The 16859-nt window shown below is 58.4% G+C and carries 9 protein-coding genes, 2 tRNA genes and 3 rRNA genes; 9 read left to right on the top strand and 5 right to left on the bottom strand.

Features of this window, described 5'->3' with window-relative positions; genetic code table 11:
• Nucleotides 1–38 precede the first annotated feature (38 nt).
• Together HU764_RS17325 and rhtA are read right to left on the bottom strand one after the other, a co-directional pair.
• Entirely contained in the window at nucleotides 39–320 is a 282-nt protein-coding gene (locus tag HU764_RS17325; protein WP_027596536.1) for a hypothetical protein, read from the bottom strand.
• 190 nt (nucleotides 321–510) lie between these two features.
• A complete protein-coding gene (gene rhtA / locus HU764_RS17320) occupies nucleotides 511–1398 on the bottom strand; it encodes a threonine/homoserine exporter RhtA (protein WP_027596535.1) in 888 nt (295 codons plus the stop codon).
• Nucleotides 1399–1971: 573 nt separating this feature from the next.
• On the opposite strand from rhtA, the gene HU764_RS17315 reads away from it, so the two are divergent.
• From HU764_RS17315 to HU764_RS17290, 6 genes are all read left to right on the top strand, one after another.
• Nucleotides 1972–3508, top strand: a 16S ribosomal RNA gene (locus HU764_RS17315).
• A 77-nt stretch (nucleotides 3509–3585) separates the two neighbouring features.
• A tRNA-Ile gene (locus tag HU764_RS17310) sits at nucleotides 3586–3662 on the top strand.
• Nucleotides 3663–3668: 6 nt separating this feature from the next.
• Nucleotides 3669–3744: transfer RNA gene (locus HU764_RS17305), tRNA-Ala, on the top strand.
• A gap of 228 nt (nucleotides 3745–3972) precedes the next feature.
• Nucleotides 3973–6865 (top strand): 23S ribosomal RNA (locus HU764_RS17300).
• Nucleotides 6866–6993: 128 nt separating this feature from the next.
• Nucleotides 6994–7109 (top strand): 5S ribosomal RNA (gene rrf, locus HU764_RS17295).
• Together the 16S, 23S and 5S rRNA genes with 2 tRNA genes alongside form the textbook arrangement of a ribosomal RNA operon.
• A 153-nt stretch (nucleotides 7110–7262) precedes the next feature.
• A complete protein-coding gene (locus HU764_RS17290) occupies nucleotides 7263–9077 on the top strand; it encodes an ABC transporter ATP-binding protein/permease (protein WP_186704210.1) in 1815 nt (604 codons plus the stop codon).
• 32 nt (nucleotides 9078–9109) lie between these two features.
• On the opposite strand, the gene HU764_RS17285 is transcribed toward HU764_RS17290, so the two are convergent.
• A complete protein-coding gene (locus HU764_RS17285) occupies nucleotides 9110–9814 on the bottom strand; it encodes an SOS response-associated peptidase family protein (protein ID WP_186704209.1) in 705 nt (234 codons plus the stop codon).
• A 100-nt stretch (nucleotides 9815–9914) separates the two neighbouring features.
• On the opposite strand from HU764_RS17285, the gene HU764_RS17280 reads away from it, so the two are divergent.
• Nucleotides 9915–10343 (top strand): LexA family protein, encoded by a 429-nt coding sequence (locus HU764_RS17280; RefSeq protein WP_027593988.1) that lies wholly within the window; start codon nucleotides 9915–9917, stop codon nucleotides 10341–10343.
• A 7-nt stretch (nucleotides 10344–10350) separates the two neighbouring features.
• Here HU764_RS17280 and HU764_RS17275 read toward each other — a convergent pair whose 3' ends face one another.
• Complete coding sequence (locus tag HU764_RS17275; protein WP_186683136.1) at nucleotides 10351–11553, bottom strand: MFS transporter; 1203 nt, start codon at nucleotides 11551–11553, stop codon at nucleotides 10351–10353.
• Nucleotides 11554–11688: 135 nt separating this feature from the next.
• On the opposite strand from HU764_RS17275, the gene HU764_RS17270 reads away from it, so the two are divergent.
• Nucleotides 11689–12963: a Y-family DNA polymerase gene (locus HU764_RS17270; protein ID WP_186704208.1), complete on the top strand. Its 1275-nt coding sequence runs from the start codon at nucleotides 11689–11691 to the stop codon at nucleotides 12961–12963.
• Between the two features lie 113 nt (nucleotides 12964–13076).
• Here the strand turns inward: HU764_RS17270 and HU764_RS17265 are convergent, their stop codons facing one another.
• On the bottom strand, nucleotides 13077–14360 hold the full coding sequence (locus HU764_RS17265) for an arsenic transporter (protein WP_027593985.1): 1284 nt from the start codon (nucleotides 14358–14360) through the stop codon (nucleotides 13077–13079).
• Between the two features lie 240 nt (nucleotides 14361–14600).
• Here HU764_RS17265 and HU764_RS17260 point away from each other — a divergent pair, with 240 nt between their 5' ends.
• On the top strand, nucleotides 14601–16841 hold the full coding sequence (locus tag HU764_RS17260) for a TonB-dependent siderophore receptor (protein ID WP_186704207.1): 2241 nt from the start codon (nucleotides 14601–14603) through the stop codon (nucleotides 16839–16841).
• Nucleotides 16842–16859: the final 18 nt, after the last annotated feature.

Raw genomic sequence — 16859 nt, 5'->3', positions numbered from 1 at the left:
CGCTCGCGCTGCCCTTTGAACTCAATGCCTGGTGGTCATCACTTGCAGATGACGATCATGCTGCGGCTGGTATAGCCAGCTGGATTGATACCGAACAGGTAATCGCCTTGCTCTTCGTCGGTATCGCCGGAGCGAGCAATGACTTTGTAACCGCGGGTGCTGCAGGAGGTGGCGGCCTTGCTGTAGCAGTTATCCCACGATGAGGAGAGGCCGGAGCAATTGATATGCAGGCCTTTCTTCCCCTTTTTGACCTCAGTCTTGGCCGTGGCGGCACATCCAGCAATAGCCAAAATGGCCAGAATGAGCAAAATACGTTTCATTCCCTTCCTTAAATGCAGGGCGGATCATTTGTCGGGCCCTGTCGTTGTCACTGCTGTCTTCCTGAAAATCCCCAGCGTCCGTCTTCGGTCCACCAGATCGCGTAAAGTGATTGATTCTGTGTGACAGCTTAATCAGCGAGACGGGCCGCTACAATCACTAATCCCGTCTTAAATGAAAATAGTTCTCATATCAGTCGGCGGCGACGGGTGGGGTTGGCGTCTGGCGCATCGACAACGTGGTGCCTACCGACGCGACGATGATGGCGAGAATCGCGAGCCATTGGGTGGTGCTCAGCACCTCGCCGAGGAACAGAAGGCCTGAAAGTGCGCCAAACGCCGGCTCGATGCTCATCAAGGTGCCGAACGTTCGCGCAGGCATGCGGGTCAGGGCAACCATTTCCAGGCTATAGGGCAGGGCGGTGGACAGTATCGCGACACCCAGTGCCATCGGGATGACCGCTGGGGTGAGCAGTGCGCTGCCGGCATGAATTACCCCGATGGGGGCAACGAACAGGGCGGCGACCACGACGCCGAGGGCGGCGCTCTGGATGCCGTGCTCGGCACCGGCGCGTTGCCCGAACAGAATGTAAAGCGCCCAGCACACCCCTGCACCCAAGGCATACGCAGCGCCTACCGGGTCCAAAGCCTGGCCGCCATCGCCTGCGGGCAGCAACAGTAGAAGCCCGGCGATCGCCATCGCGATCCAGAGAAAGTCGATAGGACGGCGCGAGGAGAAGATCGCCACCGCCAGTGGCCCCGTGAACTCCAGTGCCACGGCGATACCGATAGGTACTGTTTGCAGCGCCATATAGAAGAGGAAGTTCATGCCCCCAAGTGCCATGCCATAGATGATGACATTGCGCAGAGTGGTGGCGGTCATGCGGACGCGCCATGGGCGTAATATGAGCAGCATGATGATACTGGCGAAGATCAGGCGCAGGGCTGTGGTGCCTTGGGCGCCGATGATTGGGAACATGCTTTTGGCCAGTGAGGCACCGGACTGTATGGATGCCATGGCGATCAGCAGCAGGCCGATAGGGAAGAGAGTAGCGGCCAGGCTGCGGGGTTGGGTGTTCATCTCTGCGCGGCGATCCTTGGGCGGGTAGGGTGTGCACTATAGTGCGCACTTACATGGGCAGAGGGCAAGATGTCACGCTTTTGAAATTAAAGGTTGACGGGGTTTCGAATCCCCTTATAATGCGCCCCACTTCCAGCGTGATTGGAACGAGAAACTCCTTGAGTATCAACGAGTTAATCGATTCAGGTAGTGTTGTAAGGGCTTCGATCGAAAGATCGTCAGCGGTTGAAATGGTGGTTGACAGCGCTTCTAAACGCTGTATGATTCGCCTCCCGCTACGAGAGATCGCAGCGAGTCAAGTGTTTGAAGCTAAACGAGTTTCTCGCGAAAAACTTCAAAATAAACGCTTGACAGCAAATGAGGAAAGCGTAGAATGCGCGCCTCGGTTGAGATGAAAAGCTCTTAACCAAACGCTCTTTAACAAATTGAATCAAGCAATTCGTGTGGGTGCTTGTGAGTACGGACTGATAGTCACAAAGATTATCAGCATCACAAGTGGCCATGCGAGAAATCACATAGTCATTTGAGATTGCTGAGCCAAGTTTAGGGTTTCTTAAAAACCCAAGCAGTATTGAACTGAAGAGTTTGATCATGGCTCAGATTGAACGCTGGCGGCAGGCCTAACACATGCAAGTCGAGCGGATGAGAAGAGCTTGCTCTTCGATTCAGCGGCGGACGGGTGAGTAATGCCTAGGAATCTGCCTGGTAGTGGGGGACAACGTTTCGAAAGGAGCGCTAATACCGCATACGTCCTACGGGAGAAAGCAGGGGACCTTCGGGCCTTGCGCTATCAGATGAGCCTAGGTCGGATTAGCTAGTTGGTGAGGTAATGGCTCACCAAGGCGACGATCCGTAACTGGTCTGAGAGGATGATCAGTCACACTGGAACTGAGACACGGTCCAGACTCCTACGGGAGGCAGCAGTGGGGAATATTGGACAATGGGCGAAAGCCTGATCCAGCCATGCCGCGTGTGTGAAGAAGGTCTTCGGATTGTAAAGCACTTTAAGTTGGGAGGAAGGGCAGTAAGCGAATACCTTGCTGTTTTGACGTTACCGACAGAATAAGCACCGGCTAACTCTGTGCCAGCAGCCGCGGTAATACAGAGGGTGCAAGCGTTAATCGGAATTACTGGGCGTAAAGCGCGCGTAGGTGGTTTGTTAAGTTGGATGTGAAAGCCCCGGGCTCAACCTGGGAACTGCATCCAAAACTGGCAAGCTAGAGTACGGTAGAGGGTGGTGGAATTTCCTGTGTAGCGGTGAAATGCGTAGATATAGGAAGGAACACCAGTGGCGAAGGCGACCACCTGGACTGATACTGACACTGAGGTGCGAAAGCGTGGGGAGCAAACAGGATTAGATACCCTGGTAGTCCACGCCGTAAACGATGTCAACTAGCCGTTGGAATCCTTGAGATTTTAGTGGCGCAGCTAACGCATTAAGTTGACCGCCTGGGGAGTACGGCCGCAAGGTTAAAACTCAAATGAATTGACGGGGGCCCGCACAAGCGGTGGAGCATGTGGTTTAATTCGAAGCAACGCGAAGAACCTTACCAGGCCTTGACATGCAGAGAACTTTCCAGAGATGGATTGGTGCCTTCGGGAACTCTGACACAGGTGCTGCATGGCTGTCGTCAGCTCGTGTCGTGAGATGTTGGGTTAAGTCCCGTAACGAGCGCAACCCTTGTCCTTAGTTACCAGCACGTTATGGTGGGCACTCTAAGGAGACTGCCGGTGACAAACCGGAGGAAGGTGGGGATGACGTCAAGTCATCATGGCCCTTACGGCCTGGGCTACACACGTGCTACAATGGTCGGTACAGAGGGTTGCCAAGCCGCGAGGTGGAGCTAATCTCACAAAACCGATCGTAGTCCGGATCGCAGTCTGCAACTCGACTGCGTGAAGTCGGAATCGCTAGTAATCGCGAATCAGAATGTCGCGGTGAATACGTTCCCGGGCCTTGTACACACCGCCCGTCACACCATGGGAGTGGGTTGCACCAGAAGTAGCTAGTCTAACCTTCGGGAGGACGGTTACCACGGTGTGATTCATGACTGGGGTGAAGTCGTAACAAGGTAGCCGTAGGGGAACCTGCGGCTGGATCACCTCCTTAATCGACGACATCAGCCTGCTGATGAGCTCCCACACGAATTGCTTGATTCATTGTCGAAGACGATCAAGACCCTATATAGGTCTGTAGCTCAGTTGGTTAGAGCGCACCCCTGATAAGGGTGAGGTCGGCAGTTCAAATCTGCCCAGACCTACCAGTATTTGGGGCCATAGCTCAGCTGGGAGAGCGCCTGCCTTGCACGCAGGAGGTCAGCGGTTCGATCCCGCTTGGCTCCACCACTCTTGCAGTACGTGATCAAACTCAGAAATGAGCATTCGCTTCGAATGTTGATTTCTGGCTTTTGTCAGATCGTTCTTTAAAAATTCGGATATGTGATAGAAATAGACTGAACACTACTTTCACTGGTAGTGGATCAGGCTAAGGTAAAATTTGTGGGCTCGAAAGAGCAAAACGAATTTTCGGCGAATGTCGTCTTCACAGTATAACCAGATTGCTTGGGGTTATATGGTCAAGTGAAGAAGCGCATACGGTGGATGCCTTGGCAGTCAGAGGCGATGAAAGACGTGGTAGCCTGCGATAAGCTTTGGGGAGTCGGCAAACAGACTGTGATCCAGAGATCTCTGAATGGGGGAACCCACTCAGCATAAGCTGAGTATCTTGTACTGAATACATAGGTGCAAGAGGCGAACCAGGGGAACTGAAACATCTAAGTACCCTGAGGAAAAGAAATCAACCGAGATTCCCTTAGTAGTGGCGAGCGAACGGGGACCAGCCCTTAAGTTGGTTTGAGATTAGTGGAACGCTCTGGAAAGTGCGGCCATAGTGGGTGATAGCCCCGTACACGAAAATCTCTTATCAATGAAATCGAGTAGGACGGAGCACGAGAAACTTTGTCTGAATATGGGGGGACCATCCTCCAAGGCTAAATACTACTGACTGACCGATAGTGAACTAGTACCGTGAGGGAAAGGCGAAAAGAACCCCGGAGAGGGGAGTGAAATAGATCCTGAAACCGTATGCGTACAAGCAGTGGGAGCCTACTTTGTTAGGTGACTGCGTACCTTTTGTATAATGGGTCAGCGACTTATATTCAGTGGCGAGCTTAACCGAATAGGGGAGGCGTAGCGAAAGCGAGTCTTAATAGGGCGTTTAGTCGCTGGGTATAGACCCGAAACCGGGCGATCTATCCATGGGCAGGTTGAAGGTTAGGTAACACTGACTGGAGGACCGAACCGACTACCGTTGAAAAGTTAGCGGATGACCTGTGGATCGGAGTGAAAGGCTAATCAAGCTCGGAGATAGCTGGTTCTCCTCGAAAGCTATTTAGGTAGCGCCTCATGTATCACTGTAGGGGGTAGAGCACTGTTTCGGCTAGGGGGTCATCCCGACTTACCAAACCGATGCAAACTCCGAATACCTACAAGTGCCGAGCATGGGAGACACACGGCGGGTGCTAACGTCCGTCGTGAAAAGGGAAACAACCCAGACCGTCAGCTAAGGTCCCAAAGTCATGGTTAAGTGGGAAACGATGTGGGAAGGCTTAGACAGCTAGGAGGTTGGCTTAGAAGCAGCCACCCTTTAAAGAAAGCGTAATAGCTCACTAGTCGAGTCGGCCTGCGCGGAAGATGTAACGGGGCTCAAACCATGCACCGAAGCTACGGGTATCACCTTTTGGTGATGCGGTAGAGGAGCGTTCTGTAAGCCTGTGAAGGTGAGTTGAGAAGCTTGCTGGAGGTATCAGAAGTGCGAATGCTGACATGAGTAACGACAATGGGAGTGAAAAACTCCCACGCCGAAAGACCAAGGTTTCCTGCGCAACGTTAATCGACGCAGGGTTAGTCGGTCCCTAAGGCGAGGCTGAAAAGCGTAGTCGATGGAAAACAGGTTAATATTCCTGTACTTCCAGTTATTGCGATGGAGGGACGGAGAAGGCTAGGCCAGCTTGGCGTTGGTTGTCCAAGTTTAAGGTGGTAGGCTGAGATCTTAGGCAAATCCGGGATCTCAAGGCCGAGAGCTGATGACGAGTTGCCTTTAGGCGACGAAGTGGTTGATGCCATGCTTCCAAGAAAAGCTCCTAAGCTTCAGATAACTGGGAACCGTACCCCAAACCGACACAGGTGGTTAGGTAGAGAATACCAAGGCGCTTGAGAGAACTCGGGTGAAGGAACTAGGCAAAATGGCACCGTAACTTCGGGAGAAGGTGCGCCGGCGAGGGTTAAGGACTTGCTCCGTAAGCCCATGCCGGTCGAAGATACCAGGCCGCTGCGACTGTTTATTAAAAACACAGCACTCTGCAAACACGAAAGTGGACGTATAGGGTGTGACGCCTGCCCGGTGCCGGAAGGTTAATTGATGGGGTTAGCGCAAGCGAAGCTCTTGATCGAAGCCCCGGTAAACGGCGGCCGTAACTATAACGGTCCTAAGGTAGCGAAATTCCTTGTCGGGTAAGTTCCGACCTGCACGAATGGCGTAACGATGGCGGCGCTGTCTCCACCCGAGACTCAGTGAAATTGAAATCGCTGTGAAGATGCAGTGTATCCGCGGCTAGACGGAAAGACCCCGTGAACCTTTACTATAGCTTTGCACTGGACTTTGAATTTGCTTGTGTAGGATAGGTGGGAGGCTTTGAAGTGGGGACGCCAGTTCTCATGGAGCCATCCTTGAAATACCACCCTGGCAACTTTGAGGTTCTAACTCAGGTCCGTTATCCGGATCGAGGACAGTGTATGGTGGGTAGTTTGACTGGGGCGGTCTCCTCCCAAAGAGTAACGGAGGAGTACGAAGGTGCGCTCAGACCGGTCGGAAATCGGTCGTAGAGTATAAAGGCAAAAGCGCGCTTGACTGCGAGACAAACACGTCGAGCAGGTACGAAAGTAGGTCTTAGTGATCCGGTGGTTCTGTATGGAAGGGCCATCGCTCAACGGATAAAAGGTACTCCGGGGATAACAGGCTGATACCGCCCAAGAGTTCATATCGACGGCGGTGTTTGGCACCTCGATGTCGGCTCATCACATCCTGGGGCTGAAGCCGGTCCCAAGGGTATGGCTGTTCGCCATTTAAAGTGGTACGCGAGCTGGGTTTAGAACGTCGTGAGACAGTTCGGTCCCTATCTGCCGTGGACGTTTGAGATTTGAGAGGGGCTGCTCCTAGTACGAGAGGACCGGAGTGGACGAACCTCTGGTGTTCCGGTTGTCACGCCAGTGGCATTGCCGGGTAGCTATGTTCGGAAGAGATAACCGCTGAAAGCATCTAAGCGGGAAACTTGCCTCAAGATGAGATCTCACTGGGATCTTGAATCCCCTAAAGGGCCGTCGAAGACTACGACGTTGATAGGTTGGGTGTGTAAGCGCTGTGAGGCGTTGAGCTAACCAATACTAATTGCCCGTGAGGCTTGACCATATAACACCCAAGCAATTTGCTAGCGCGAATTGCGGTGGTGAAGACGAAACAACCGAAAGTTCGTAACCACAAAATCGCATATCCGAATTCGCTGGGCTGTCCATCTGGACATTCTGGCTACAGAATTTCTTGACGACCATAGAGCATTGGAACCACCTGATCCCATCCCGAACTCAGTAGTGAAACGATGCATCGCCGATGGTAGTGTGGGGTTTCCCCATGTGAGAGTAGGTCATCGTCAAGATTCATTTCGCAAAACCCCTATCTGCGCGAGCAGGTAGGGGTTTTGTCTTTTCCGGCTGGCAACTGGCCGTGATGATGAAACATGCGTCATCCATGCCTGATAAAACCTGAGGTAATGCTACCCTCGCGGAAATACTCAGCATGGATACCCATCATGGAAATGAACTGGCACCAGGCCTTGCAAGAGAGCCTGAGCTGGCTGGCAATCGCCTCGTTCATCACCCTGGTCTGCTTCACCGCAGCGGCGACACTCGCAGTGCGCTTCACACGCTGGGGCAGCCAATTCTGGCAGCTCGCCGGGTCGTATTTCAGCTTCAGGCGCAGCTGGCGGCCGCTGTTGGTGTTTGCCCTGTTATTGGTGATGACGCTGTTCTCGGTGCGCCTGAACGTGCTGTTCTCGTTCTGGTACAACGGTTTCTACAGCGCCCTGCAAGGCCTGGATCAGAGCGCCTTCTGGTACCTGCTAGGCGTATTTGCGGTGCTCGCCACCATCCACGTGCTGCGCTCGCTGTTCACGTTCTACGTGACCCAGGCCTTCAGCATTCACTGGCGAGTCTGGCTCACCAAGCGCCTGACGCGCGACTGGATGCACGGCGATGCTTACTACCGCGGCCAGTTCCTCGCCGAGCCCGTAGACAACCCCGACCAGCGTATCGAGCTGGACGTCAATGCTTTCGTCACCAACTCCGTGTCGCTTGCCCTGGGCGCAGTCAGTGCGCTGGTGTCGTTGGTGGCATTCACGGGCATCCTCTGGGGCTTGTCGGCACCGCTGGCAGTGGCGGGGGTCGAGATCCCACGGGCGATGGTCTTTGCCGTGTACCTGTACGTGATCGTTGCCACTTGGATTGCCTTTCGCCTTGGGCGCCCGTTGATTCGTCTGAACTTCCTCAACGAGAAACTCACCGCTAACTTCCGTTACGCGCTGATGCGCCTGCGTGAAAATGCCGAGAACATCGCCTTCTATCAAGGCGCACGGGTAGAGCGGGGCACATTGTTGGGCCGCTTTGGCGCATTGATTGTCAACGCTTGGGCATTGGTCTTCCGAAACTTGAAGTTCAGCGGCTTCAACCTGGGTATCAGCCAGGTTGCCGTGGTGTTCCCCTTCATCCTTCAGGCGCCGCGTTTCTTCAGTGGCGCTATAAAGCTTGGCGACGTAATGCAGACCTCACAGGCCTTTGGCCAGGTGCAGGATTCGTTGTCGTTCTTCCGCGAATCCTACGACGCATTCGCCCAGTACCGCGCCACCCTCGATCGTTTGACAGGCTTTCTCGATGCCAATGAACAGGCCAGTTCGCTGCCGCGCGTCACTACCGAGGAACAGGCGCATGCCCTGGATATTGCCGGTTTGCAGGTATTGCGCCCCGATGGCCATGCCCTTATTGCCGACCTCAATCTGAGTCTGCGCGCTGGCCAGGCGCTGTTGATCAAAGGGCCTTCAGGGAGTGGTAAAACCACCTTGTTGCGTGCACTGGCTGGGCTCTGGCCTTACGCTGAGGGTGAGGTCAGGCGCCCCGTGGGGCACCGGGCGTTGTTCCTGTCTCAGCGCCCGTACCTGCCGCTAGGCGACCTGCGCACCGTTATCGCCTACCCATCGGCCAGCGCAGCCGAGCATGAAGTGCGCATGCAGCAAGCCCTGCGCCAGGTCAACCTGGCCCACCTTGTCGAACGCCTGGACGTCAGTTGCGACTGGTCGCACATCCTCTCGGTGGGTGAGCAACAGCGCTTGGCGTTTGCCCGGGTGCTGTTCAACCAGCCCCAAGTAGTGTTTCTCGACGAGTCCACCTCGGCCATGGACGAAGGGCTGGAGCATACGTTGTATGGGCTACTGCGCAGCGAGATGCCGCAGGCCCTGTTGGTGAGTGTTGGCCACCGCAGTACGTTGGCGGCGTTCCACACACATCGGCTCGAGGTGGATGGGCATGGGGGCTGGTCGGTCATGGAGCAGCAACCGGCGCACGTTCCGGTTTAGCGGAGGGGTAGGAGGGTAATGACAGCGCAGCGTCAGGGTTGATGCTCGGCATCCTGCATCACGATCAACTCGGCCCCGTCGTTGCGCACATTTCCGACAGCCTTGCTCACCGGGAACCACTCGAACGCCTCGACCGGCAGGCACCGCTCTCGTGCCAGGCGCTCGGCCTCCTCGGCGGGTACGTCAGCGTCAATCCATATGCGCGCATCTGCCGGCTCAAGCACCAGTGGCCGGCGGTCATGGATGTCGACCATGCCCTCGTCACTGGCAGCGGTGATGATCACGAAGCCATCGCCTTCGTTAGGCGCCATCCCCGAGTGCACTTCGGCCAACGCGGCCATGAACATCGGTGCCTGGCTTTTCAGGCGGATGTAGTACGGCTGCTTGCGTTTGGCGTCATGCGGGTCGGCCACCCATTCGTACCAACCATCCGCCATCACCAACGCCCGCCCCTGCGGCCACAGGGCTTTGAAAAACTTGCCGGTGGTAACCGTCTCTACCCGGGCGTTGATTGGGGCGGGGCGTTTGCCGGTGGCCCAGAACGGTGCCCAGCCCCAGTGGCAGGGGTCGACGCGCAGCCCGTCATCGACACGGTGCAGGATCAGCACCCGGCTGCCGGGGGCGACGTTGTAGCGACCGATCGGCAGGTTGTCATAGCCGCTGATCACGTCCTGTTCGGCGTTCAGTTCACGCAGGTAATCGGCCAAGCCTTGATACTGGGCGAAGCGTCCACACATGGCATGTACCCCCACTTGTCGAAATGTCCTACGCCGAAATTGACCTGATGCTCGGTAGATCGATACTGTATCTATATACAGTTAAATTCAAGGCCGTGCCATGACCTCCATCTTGGGTCCCATCACCTGCGGTAGCGGTGCTGTTTCTCGTTATCTGTTCCGCATCCCGGCTGGCTTTCCGTCGCCGGCGGCGGACCACATGGAGCAGCCCATCTCGCTCGATGAACTGTTCAACCTGCGTGCCCCGCATATGTATCTGGTCAGGATAGACGGCGACAGCATGCAGGGCGCCGGGATCTTCGACGGCGACCTGGTGCTGGTCGACCGCTCTCTCGAAGCGCGGCATGGCCAGATCGTGATCGCAGCGGTCAATGGCGAACCGCTGTGCAAGCGGCTGCATAAGGTGGGTGGGCAGGTGGTGCTGCGCTCGGAGAATCCACGTTACCCCCCACGTTACATCCTTGAAGGCGATGAGTTGACGATCTGGGGTGTAGTGACCTTCAGCGTGCGCAGCCACGATCCGAAATAGCGGCCGTTCAGCGCAGCAAGCCAACCCCAGTCAGGGTAATCCCAGCGAACACTGCGCCCAGCAGAAAGGTGGCCTGGAACCCGACCCCATCCCACATCAGCCCGGCCACCACGCTGGCGACCAGCAGCGCAACGCCGGTCAGCAGGTGGAACAGGCCGAACGCGGTACCGCGCAGGTTGGCCGGGGCGCTGTCGGCGATCAGCGCGGCAAAGACGCCTTGGGTGAAACCCAGGTGCAGCCCCCAGGCCACTACCCCCAGCGCCAGCCCGGCCCAGCCGGGCCAAAACGCCAGCATCACGTCAGCCAGCAGCAGCAGCCCCAGCCCTGCCATCAGTACACCACGGCGGCCAAGCCTGTCCGACAGCACTCCGGCGGGGTAGGCCGACAGCGAATAGGCCAAGGCCATTACCACCAGAACCGCCGGTGCCCATAACGCGGCCAGGCCCATGTCCTGGGCGCGCAGCAACAAAAAGGCCTCACTGAAGCGTGCCAAGGTAAACACCATGGCCAATGCGATCAGTCGCCAGTAGCCGGCGCCAAGCCGCCTCAGTTGGTGCAGGGCCAGCGGCGAACGTACCGGTCGCGACGTGGCCGTGGCCTCGGGCTCGTGCACGAACACCACAAGCGTGCCGACCGCCACAAGCGCAGGGATCACCGCCACCCAGAACACCGTCTGGAAATGACTGGCCGTGAGCCACATCAGTAGAATTGCCAGCAACGGCCCAAGGAAGGCGCCGACAGTGTCCAGTGCCTGGCGCAGGCCGAAGGCGGCGCCGCGCAATTCGGGGGGCGTCACGTCGGCCACCAATGCATCCCGCGGCGCCCCGCGGATGCCCTTGCCGATACGGTCGACAAAGCGTGCCGCGATCAACCAGTCCAGGCCCGAAGCCAAGGGGAACACGGGCTTGGTCAGCGCGCCCAGGCCGTAGCCCACGACCGTGAGTAGCTTGCGCTTGCCCAGCCGGTCGCTCAGTGCGCCGGAAAACACCTTGGTGATCGATGCGGTCGCCTCGGCGATGCCTTCGATAAAGCCGACCGCGACCACCGAGGTGCCGAGCACGGTCACCATGTAAAGCGGCAGCAGGGCGTGGATCATCTCCGAGGAAATGTCCATGAACATCGACACGAAGCCCAGCGCCCAGACACTGCGCGGGATCTTTGGCAGGCCCTTGGCGGCAATCGTATGGCCGGTTTTTTCGGTGGTGCGCATTGGCCGTCTCGCGGGGGTTGCTACGTTCAGAACTGTAGGAGCCAGCGCGCAGGATGCAAATCGGATGAATGGAGGAGGCGATAGCGCGCTTATAAGGTGTACTGTATAAATATACAGTCAACGTAAGCCTTCGAAATGAACCCACAGCCCGTTTATGCCCTGATCGACTGCAACAGTTTCTACGCCAGCTGCGAGCGCGTGTTCCGCCCCGATCTGCTGCGCACGCCCATCGTCGTGCTCAGCAACAACGATGGGTGCATCATCGCCCGCAGTGCCGAGGCCAAGCAGTGGGTGAAGATGGGCCAGCCGTATTACCAGGTGAAGGACCTGTTGCGCCGCCATGGCGTGGTGGCTTTTTCATCCAACTATGCGTTGTACGGTGACATGAGCCAGCGGGTGATGGCGGTAATCGAAGGCATGGTCCCGGCACTGGAGGTGTATTCCATCGACGAAGCCTTCGCCGACCTGACCGGCGTACCCGGAGACCTCGACTACCTGGGCCGCTGCATACGCGAGCGGGTGCTCAAGCACACCGGCATCCCCGTCGGCGTCGGCATCGCGGGTACCAAGACCCTGGCCAAGCTGGCCAACCACGCGGCCAAACGCTGGGCCGTTCACAGCGGTGGGGTGGTCGACCTGCGCATCGCTTCGCAGTGTGAGTGGGTGTTGAAGAAGTGCGACGTGTCCGAGGTCTGGGGCATCGGCAAACGCCTCACCGCGCACCTGCAGGGCATGGGAATCCGCTCCGCCTGGGACTTATCACGCGCCGATCCAGGCCTGCTGCGCAAGACCTTCAGCGTGGTGGTGGAAAAGACCGCGCGCGAACTGGGGGGCACGCCGTGCCTGCAACTGCAGGACATCGACCCGCCACGCCAGGAAATCTGTTGCAGCCGCATGTTCGGCAAGCGCCTGACCGAGCTGGCACCCATCAAGGAAGCGGTGGCCACCTACGTGATGCGCGCCTCGGAGAAGTTGCGTAGCCAGCGCTCCCTGGCGAGCAAGATGCGCGTCAGCATCCGTACCGGTATGTTCAACCCGGACGAGGCCAAGTACGCCAACGGCGTGGTGGTGCAGTTGCCGTATCCGACAGATGACGTGCGGCTGCTCACACGCATGGCCCTGGAGGCGGTGGGGCGTATCTATCGGCAGGGCTTTCGCTACAGCAAGGCAGAAGTGTTGTTGCTGGAGCTGTGCCAGCGTGGGCAATTCACCGGCGACTTGTTTGCCCCGTCGCAGACGGTACAGGCGGAGCGGGTAATGGGTGTGATCGACGGTGTAAACGCACGTTGGGGCAGGGGCACGCTACGCAGTGCAGCGGTACCGGCGGCAGCGGAATGGGCAATGCGGCGCGAGTTGATGAGCGCAGGCTTCACGACGCAGATGGCCGGGTTATGGCGGGTTAATCGCTGAGCACGGATTACAACGTACCTCCTGTAGGAGCGGGTTCACCCGCGAACCAGGGCGTAGCCCTGGCCAGGCACCCTGTCCAAATTATCGCAGGTCAACCCCACAGGCCTGGGCGCCTAGATACTCAACCGCACCGCCAAAGCCGCCAATGTCACCAGCAACACCGGCACCGTCAGCAACACCCCGACCTTGAAGTAATACCCCCAGCCGATGCTGACCCCTTTGCGCGCCAGCACATGCAGCCACAGCAGCGTGGCCAGGCTGCCAATCGGGGTGATCTTTGGCCCCAGGTCACAGCCAATGACGTTGGCGTAGATCATCGCTTCGCGCACCACGCCTTGGGCCTCGCTGGCATGGATCGACAGCGCACCGATCAGCACGCTGGGCAGGTTGTTCATCACCGACGACAACAGCGCGGCAATCAGCCCGGTACCGAGCGAAGCCGCCCACACCCCATGGCCGGCCAGCCAGTTCAGCACGCTGCCCAGCGAGTCGGTCAGGCCGGCATTGCGCAACCCGTAGACCACCAGGTACATCCCCAGCGAAAACACCACGATCTGCCACGGTGCTTCGCGCAGTACGCGGCGTGTGGAAATCACGTGACCACGGGCAGCGACCGCGAACAGTACGGCCGCGCAGGCCGCGGCCACGGCACTGACCGGAATACCCAACGGCTCGAGCACGAACAGGCTGGCCAGCAGCGCCAGCAGCACCACCCAACCGACACGAAACGTTGCGCGATCGCGGATGGCCATGGCTGGCAGCTTGAGCTCATCGGTGGCATAGCGCAGCGGGATGTCGCGGCCAAAGTAAACCCTCAGCACCAACAAGGTGGCTGCCACGGCCACCAGGTTCACCGGCACCATGACCGAGGCATAGGCGTTGAAACCCAGGCCGAAATAATCCGCCGAGACAATGTTTACCAGGTTCGACACCACCAGTGGCAGGCTCGCAGTGTCGGCGATAAAGCCCGCACCCATGACGAAGGCCAGGGTGGCGGCTGGCGAGAAGCGCAGCGCCAGCAGCATCGACATGACGATGGGGGTAAGGATCAACGCCGCGCCGTCATTGGCGAACAGCGCCGAAACAGCGGCGCCCAGCAGCACCATGAAGGCGAACAGGCGGCGCCCGTCACCTCCCGCCCACCGCGCCACGTGCAGCGCCGCCCACTCGAAGAAGCCAGCTTCGTCCAGCAGCAGGCTGATGATGATGAGGGCGATGAACGTCGCCGTGGCGTTCCAGATGATGGCCCAGACCGTGGGGATGTCGTGCAGCGACACCACCCCGCACACCAGCGCGAGCACGGCGCCCAAGGTGGCGCTCCAGCCGACGCCCAGGCCTTTGGGCTGCCAGATAACCAGGGTCAGGGTGAACAGGAAAATCAACGCGGCTGGGAGCATGAACACAAGGTCTCGAAGGGCCAAAGAAGCCGCCACAGAGTAGGGCAAGCACGGGCGTTTCCGCAAAGTTCCGTTACAAACATGTAAGTTTCGTAAATAAGATTTAAACTCATTTGAGAATCACTATATTTACCACCCCTGTTGGCCTCCACTTTGTCGTTGCGAGGCCGGTGGGCGAGGGCTCGCCGGCTTCCTGGCAGGGATGCGCCTTTTCGCTCATGAATCGCAGGAGATGTACCGATGCAATCCAGACCTTCACCCAACAGCCTGGCCTTGGCGTTCGTTGCGTTGGCCTCGCCGGCCATGGTCGCGACTGCCGCCCAGGCCGACGAGCAGCGCGCCGGTGAAGTGCTGGAGGTGCCTGCTGCGCAAAGCGCGCTGGTCATTCAGGACACCCTGGTCACCGCCGAACGCGAAGCGCGGCAGGCACTGGGTTCGTCGATCATCACCGAAGAGGACATCAAGCGTCATCCCCCGGCCAATGACCTGTCCGAACTGATCCGCCGCGAACCTGGGGTCAACCTGACCGGCAACAGTGACAGCGGTGCGCGCGGCAACAACCGGCAGATCGACCTGCGCGGCATGGGGCCGGAAAACACCTTGATCCTCATCGATGGCAAGCCTTCCAGCGCTCGCAATGCGGTGCGCTATGGCTGGAACGGCGACCGCGATACCCGTGGCGAAACCAACTGGGTGCCGGCCGAAGCGGTCGAGCGCATCGAGATCCTGCGGGGGCCGGCGGCGGCGCGTTACGGCTCTGGCGCCATGGGCGGGGTGGTCAACATCATCACCAAGCGCCCGACCGATGAGCTCAAAGGCAGCGTCAGCCTGTACACGCAGATGCCCGAAGACAGCGCCGAGGGGGCCAGCCGCCGTACCAACTTCAACCTGGGGGGTGGCCTCACCGAAAACTTGGGTTTCCGCCTATACGGTGGCCTGGCCAAGACCGACGCCGACGACCTGGACATCAACGCCAGCCATGCCAACAGTGCGCTGTCGGCCGGCCGCGAAGGCGTGCGCAACAAAGACATCAACGGGATGCTGAGCTGGAAACTCAACGACGAGCACCGCTTTGAAACCAGCGCCGGCTACAGCCGACAAGGCAACATTTATGCTGGCGACACCATGAACAGCAACGGCGGCAGCAATGTCGATCTGATCTCCAGCCTGTATGGCCACGAGACCAACGTGATGCAGCGCAACACCTACGACCTGACCCACCTGGGCGATTTCGCCTGGGGCACCAGCAAGACCACGCTGGCCTACGAGTACGTGCGCAACTGGCGCCTCAACGAAGGCCTGGCCGGGGGCCCGGAAGGCGCGATCAACGACAGCGGCGCCGCCATGTCGCGGCTGCGCAATACTCGTCTGAGCAGCGAAGTTAACCTGCCATTCGCCATGGGCAGCACCGAGCATGTACTGACCCTGGGTGGCGAATACCTGTACGAGTCGCTCAACGATCAGGGCTCGTTCCGCCCGCAGAGTTTTGACCCCAGTGGCGGTGGCAACGACGCGATCAGCGGCTTCGACCGCAGCAACTCGAAGATGACCGCCAAGAGCTACGCGCTGTTCGTCGAAGACAACATCATTGTCGGCGACACCACCGTCACCCCAGGCCTGCGCTTTGACCACCACGAGACCTTCGGCGACAACTTCAGCCCCAGCCTTAACCTGTCGCACAAGCTGACCGAGGCGCTGTCGGTCAAGGGCGGTATCGCCCGCGCCTACAAGGTGCCGAACCTGTACCAGTCCAACCCCAACTACCTGCTCTACAGCCGTGGTAACGGTTGCAGCGTGCAGCAGACCAACTCGGGTGGTTGCTACCTACAGGGCAACGCCGACCTCAAGCCTGAGATCAGCGTCAACAAAGAGATCGGCCTGCTGTACGACCGTGGCACCTGGCGTACCAGCGCGACCTACTTCCGCAACGATTACAAGAACAAGATCATCGGCGACACCGATGTGCTCTACACCATCAACAGCGGCCGCCGCGTGACGCAGTGGGAGAACGCCGGCGAAGCGCGCGTGGAAGGGATCGAGGGCAACTTCTTCATCGCGCTGAGCCCGACCCTGGACTGGAACACCAACCTGACCTGGATGCTCGACAATGACAACCGCGAGACGGGCGAGCCGCTGTCTGTGATCCCGGAGTACACGGTCAATACCACCCTCGATTGGCGCGCCACCGACAAACTGTCGTTCCAGGTGGCAGGCACTTACTTCGGCAAACAGAAGTCGCCGACCTACAACTACCGCACCCAGGAAAGCTACGACCAGGAGGCGCAGCAGGATGTCGAAGCCTACGGCCTGGTGGACGTGAGCACAGGGTACAAGTTCAACGCCAACTATGACGTGCGGGTGGGGGTGAACAACGTGTTCGATAAGCAGATCCTGCGCGGTGGCAATGCCAGCAGCTCGGGGGCCAACACTTACAATCAGCCGGGTCGGGCGGTGTTTGCTTCGTTGAATATCACCTTCTGATCCCGGGGCCGCAGTGCG

Source organism: Pseudomonas kermanshahensis, assembly GCF_014269205.2.
Lineage (GTDB): Bacteria > Pseudomonadota > Gammaproteobacteria > Pseudomonadales > Pseudomonadaceae > Aquipseudomonas > Aquipseudomonas kermanshahensis.
This window is presented reverse-complemented; position numbering and strand designations above follow the sequence as displayed.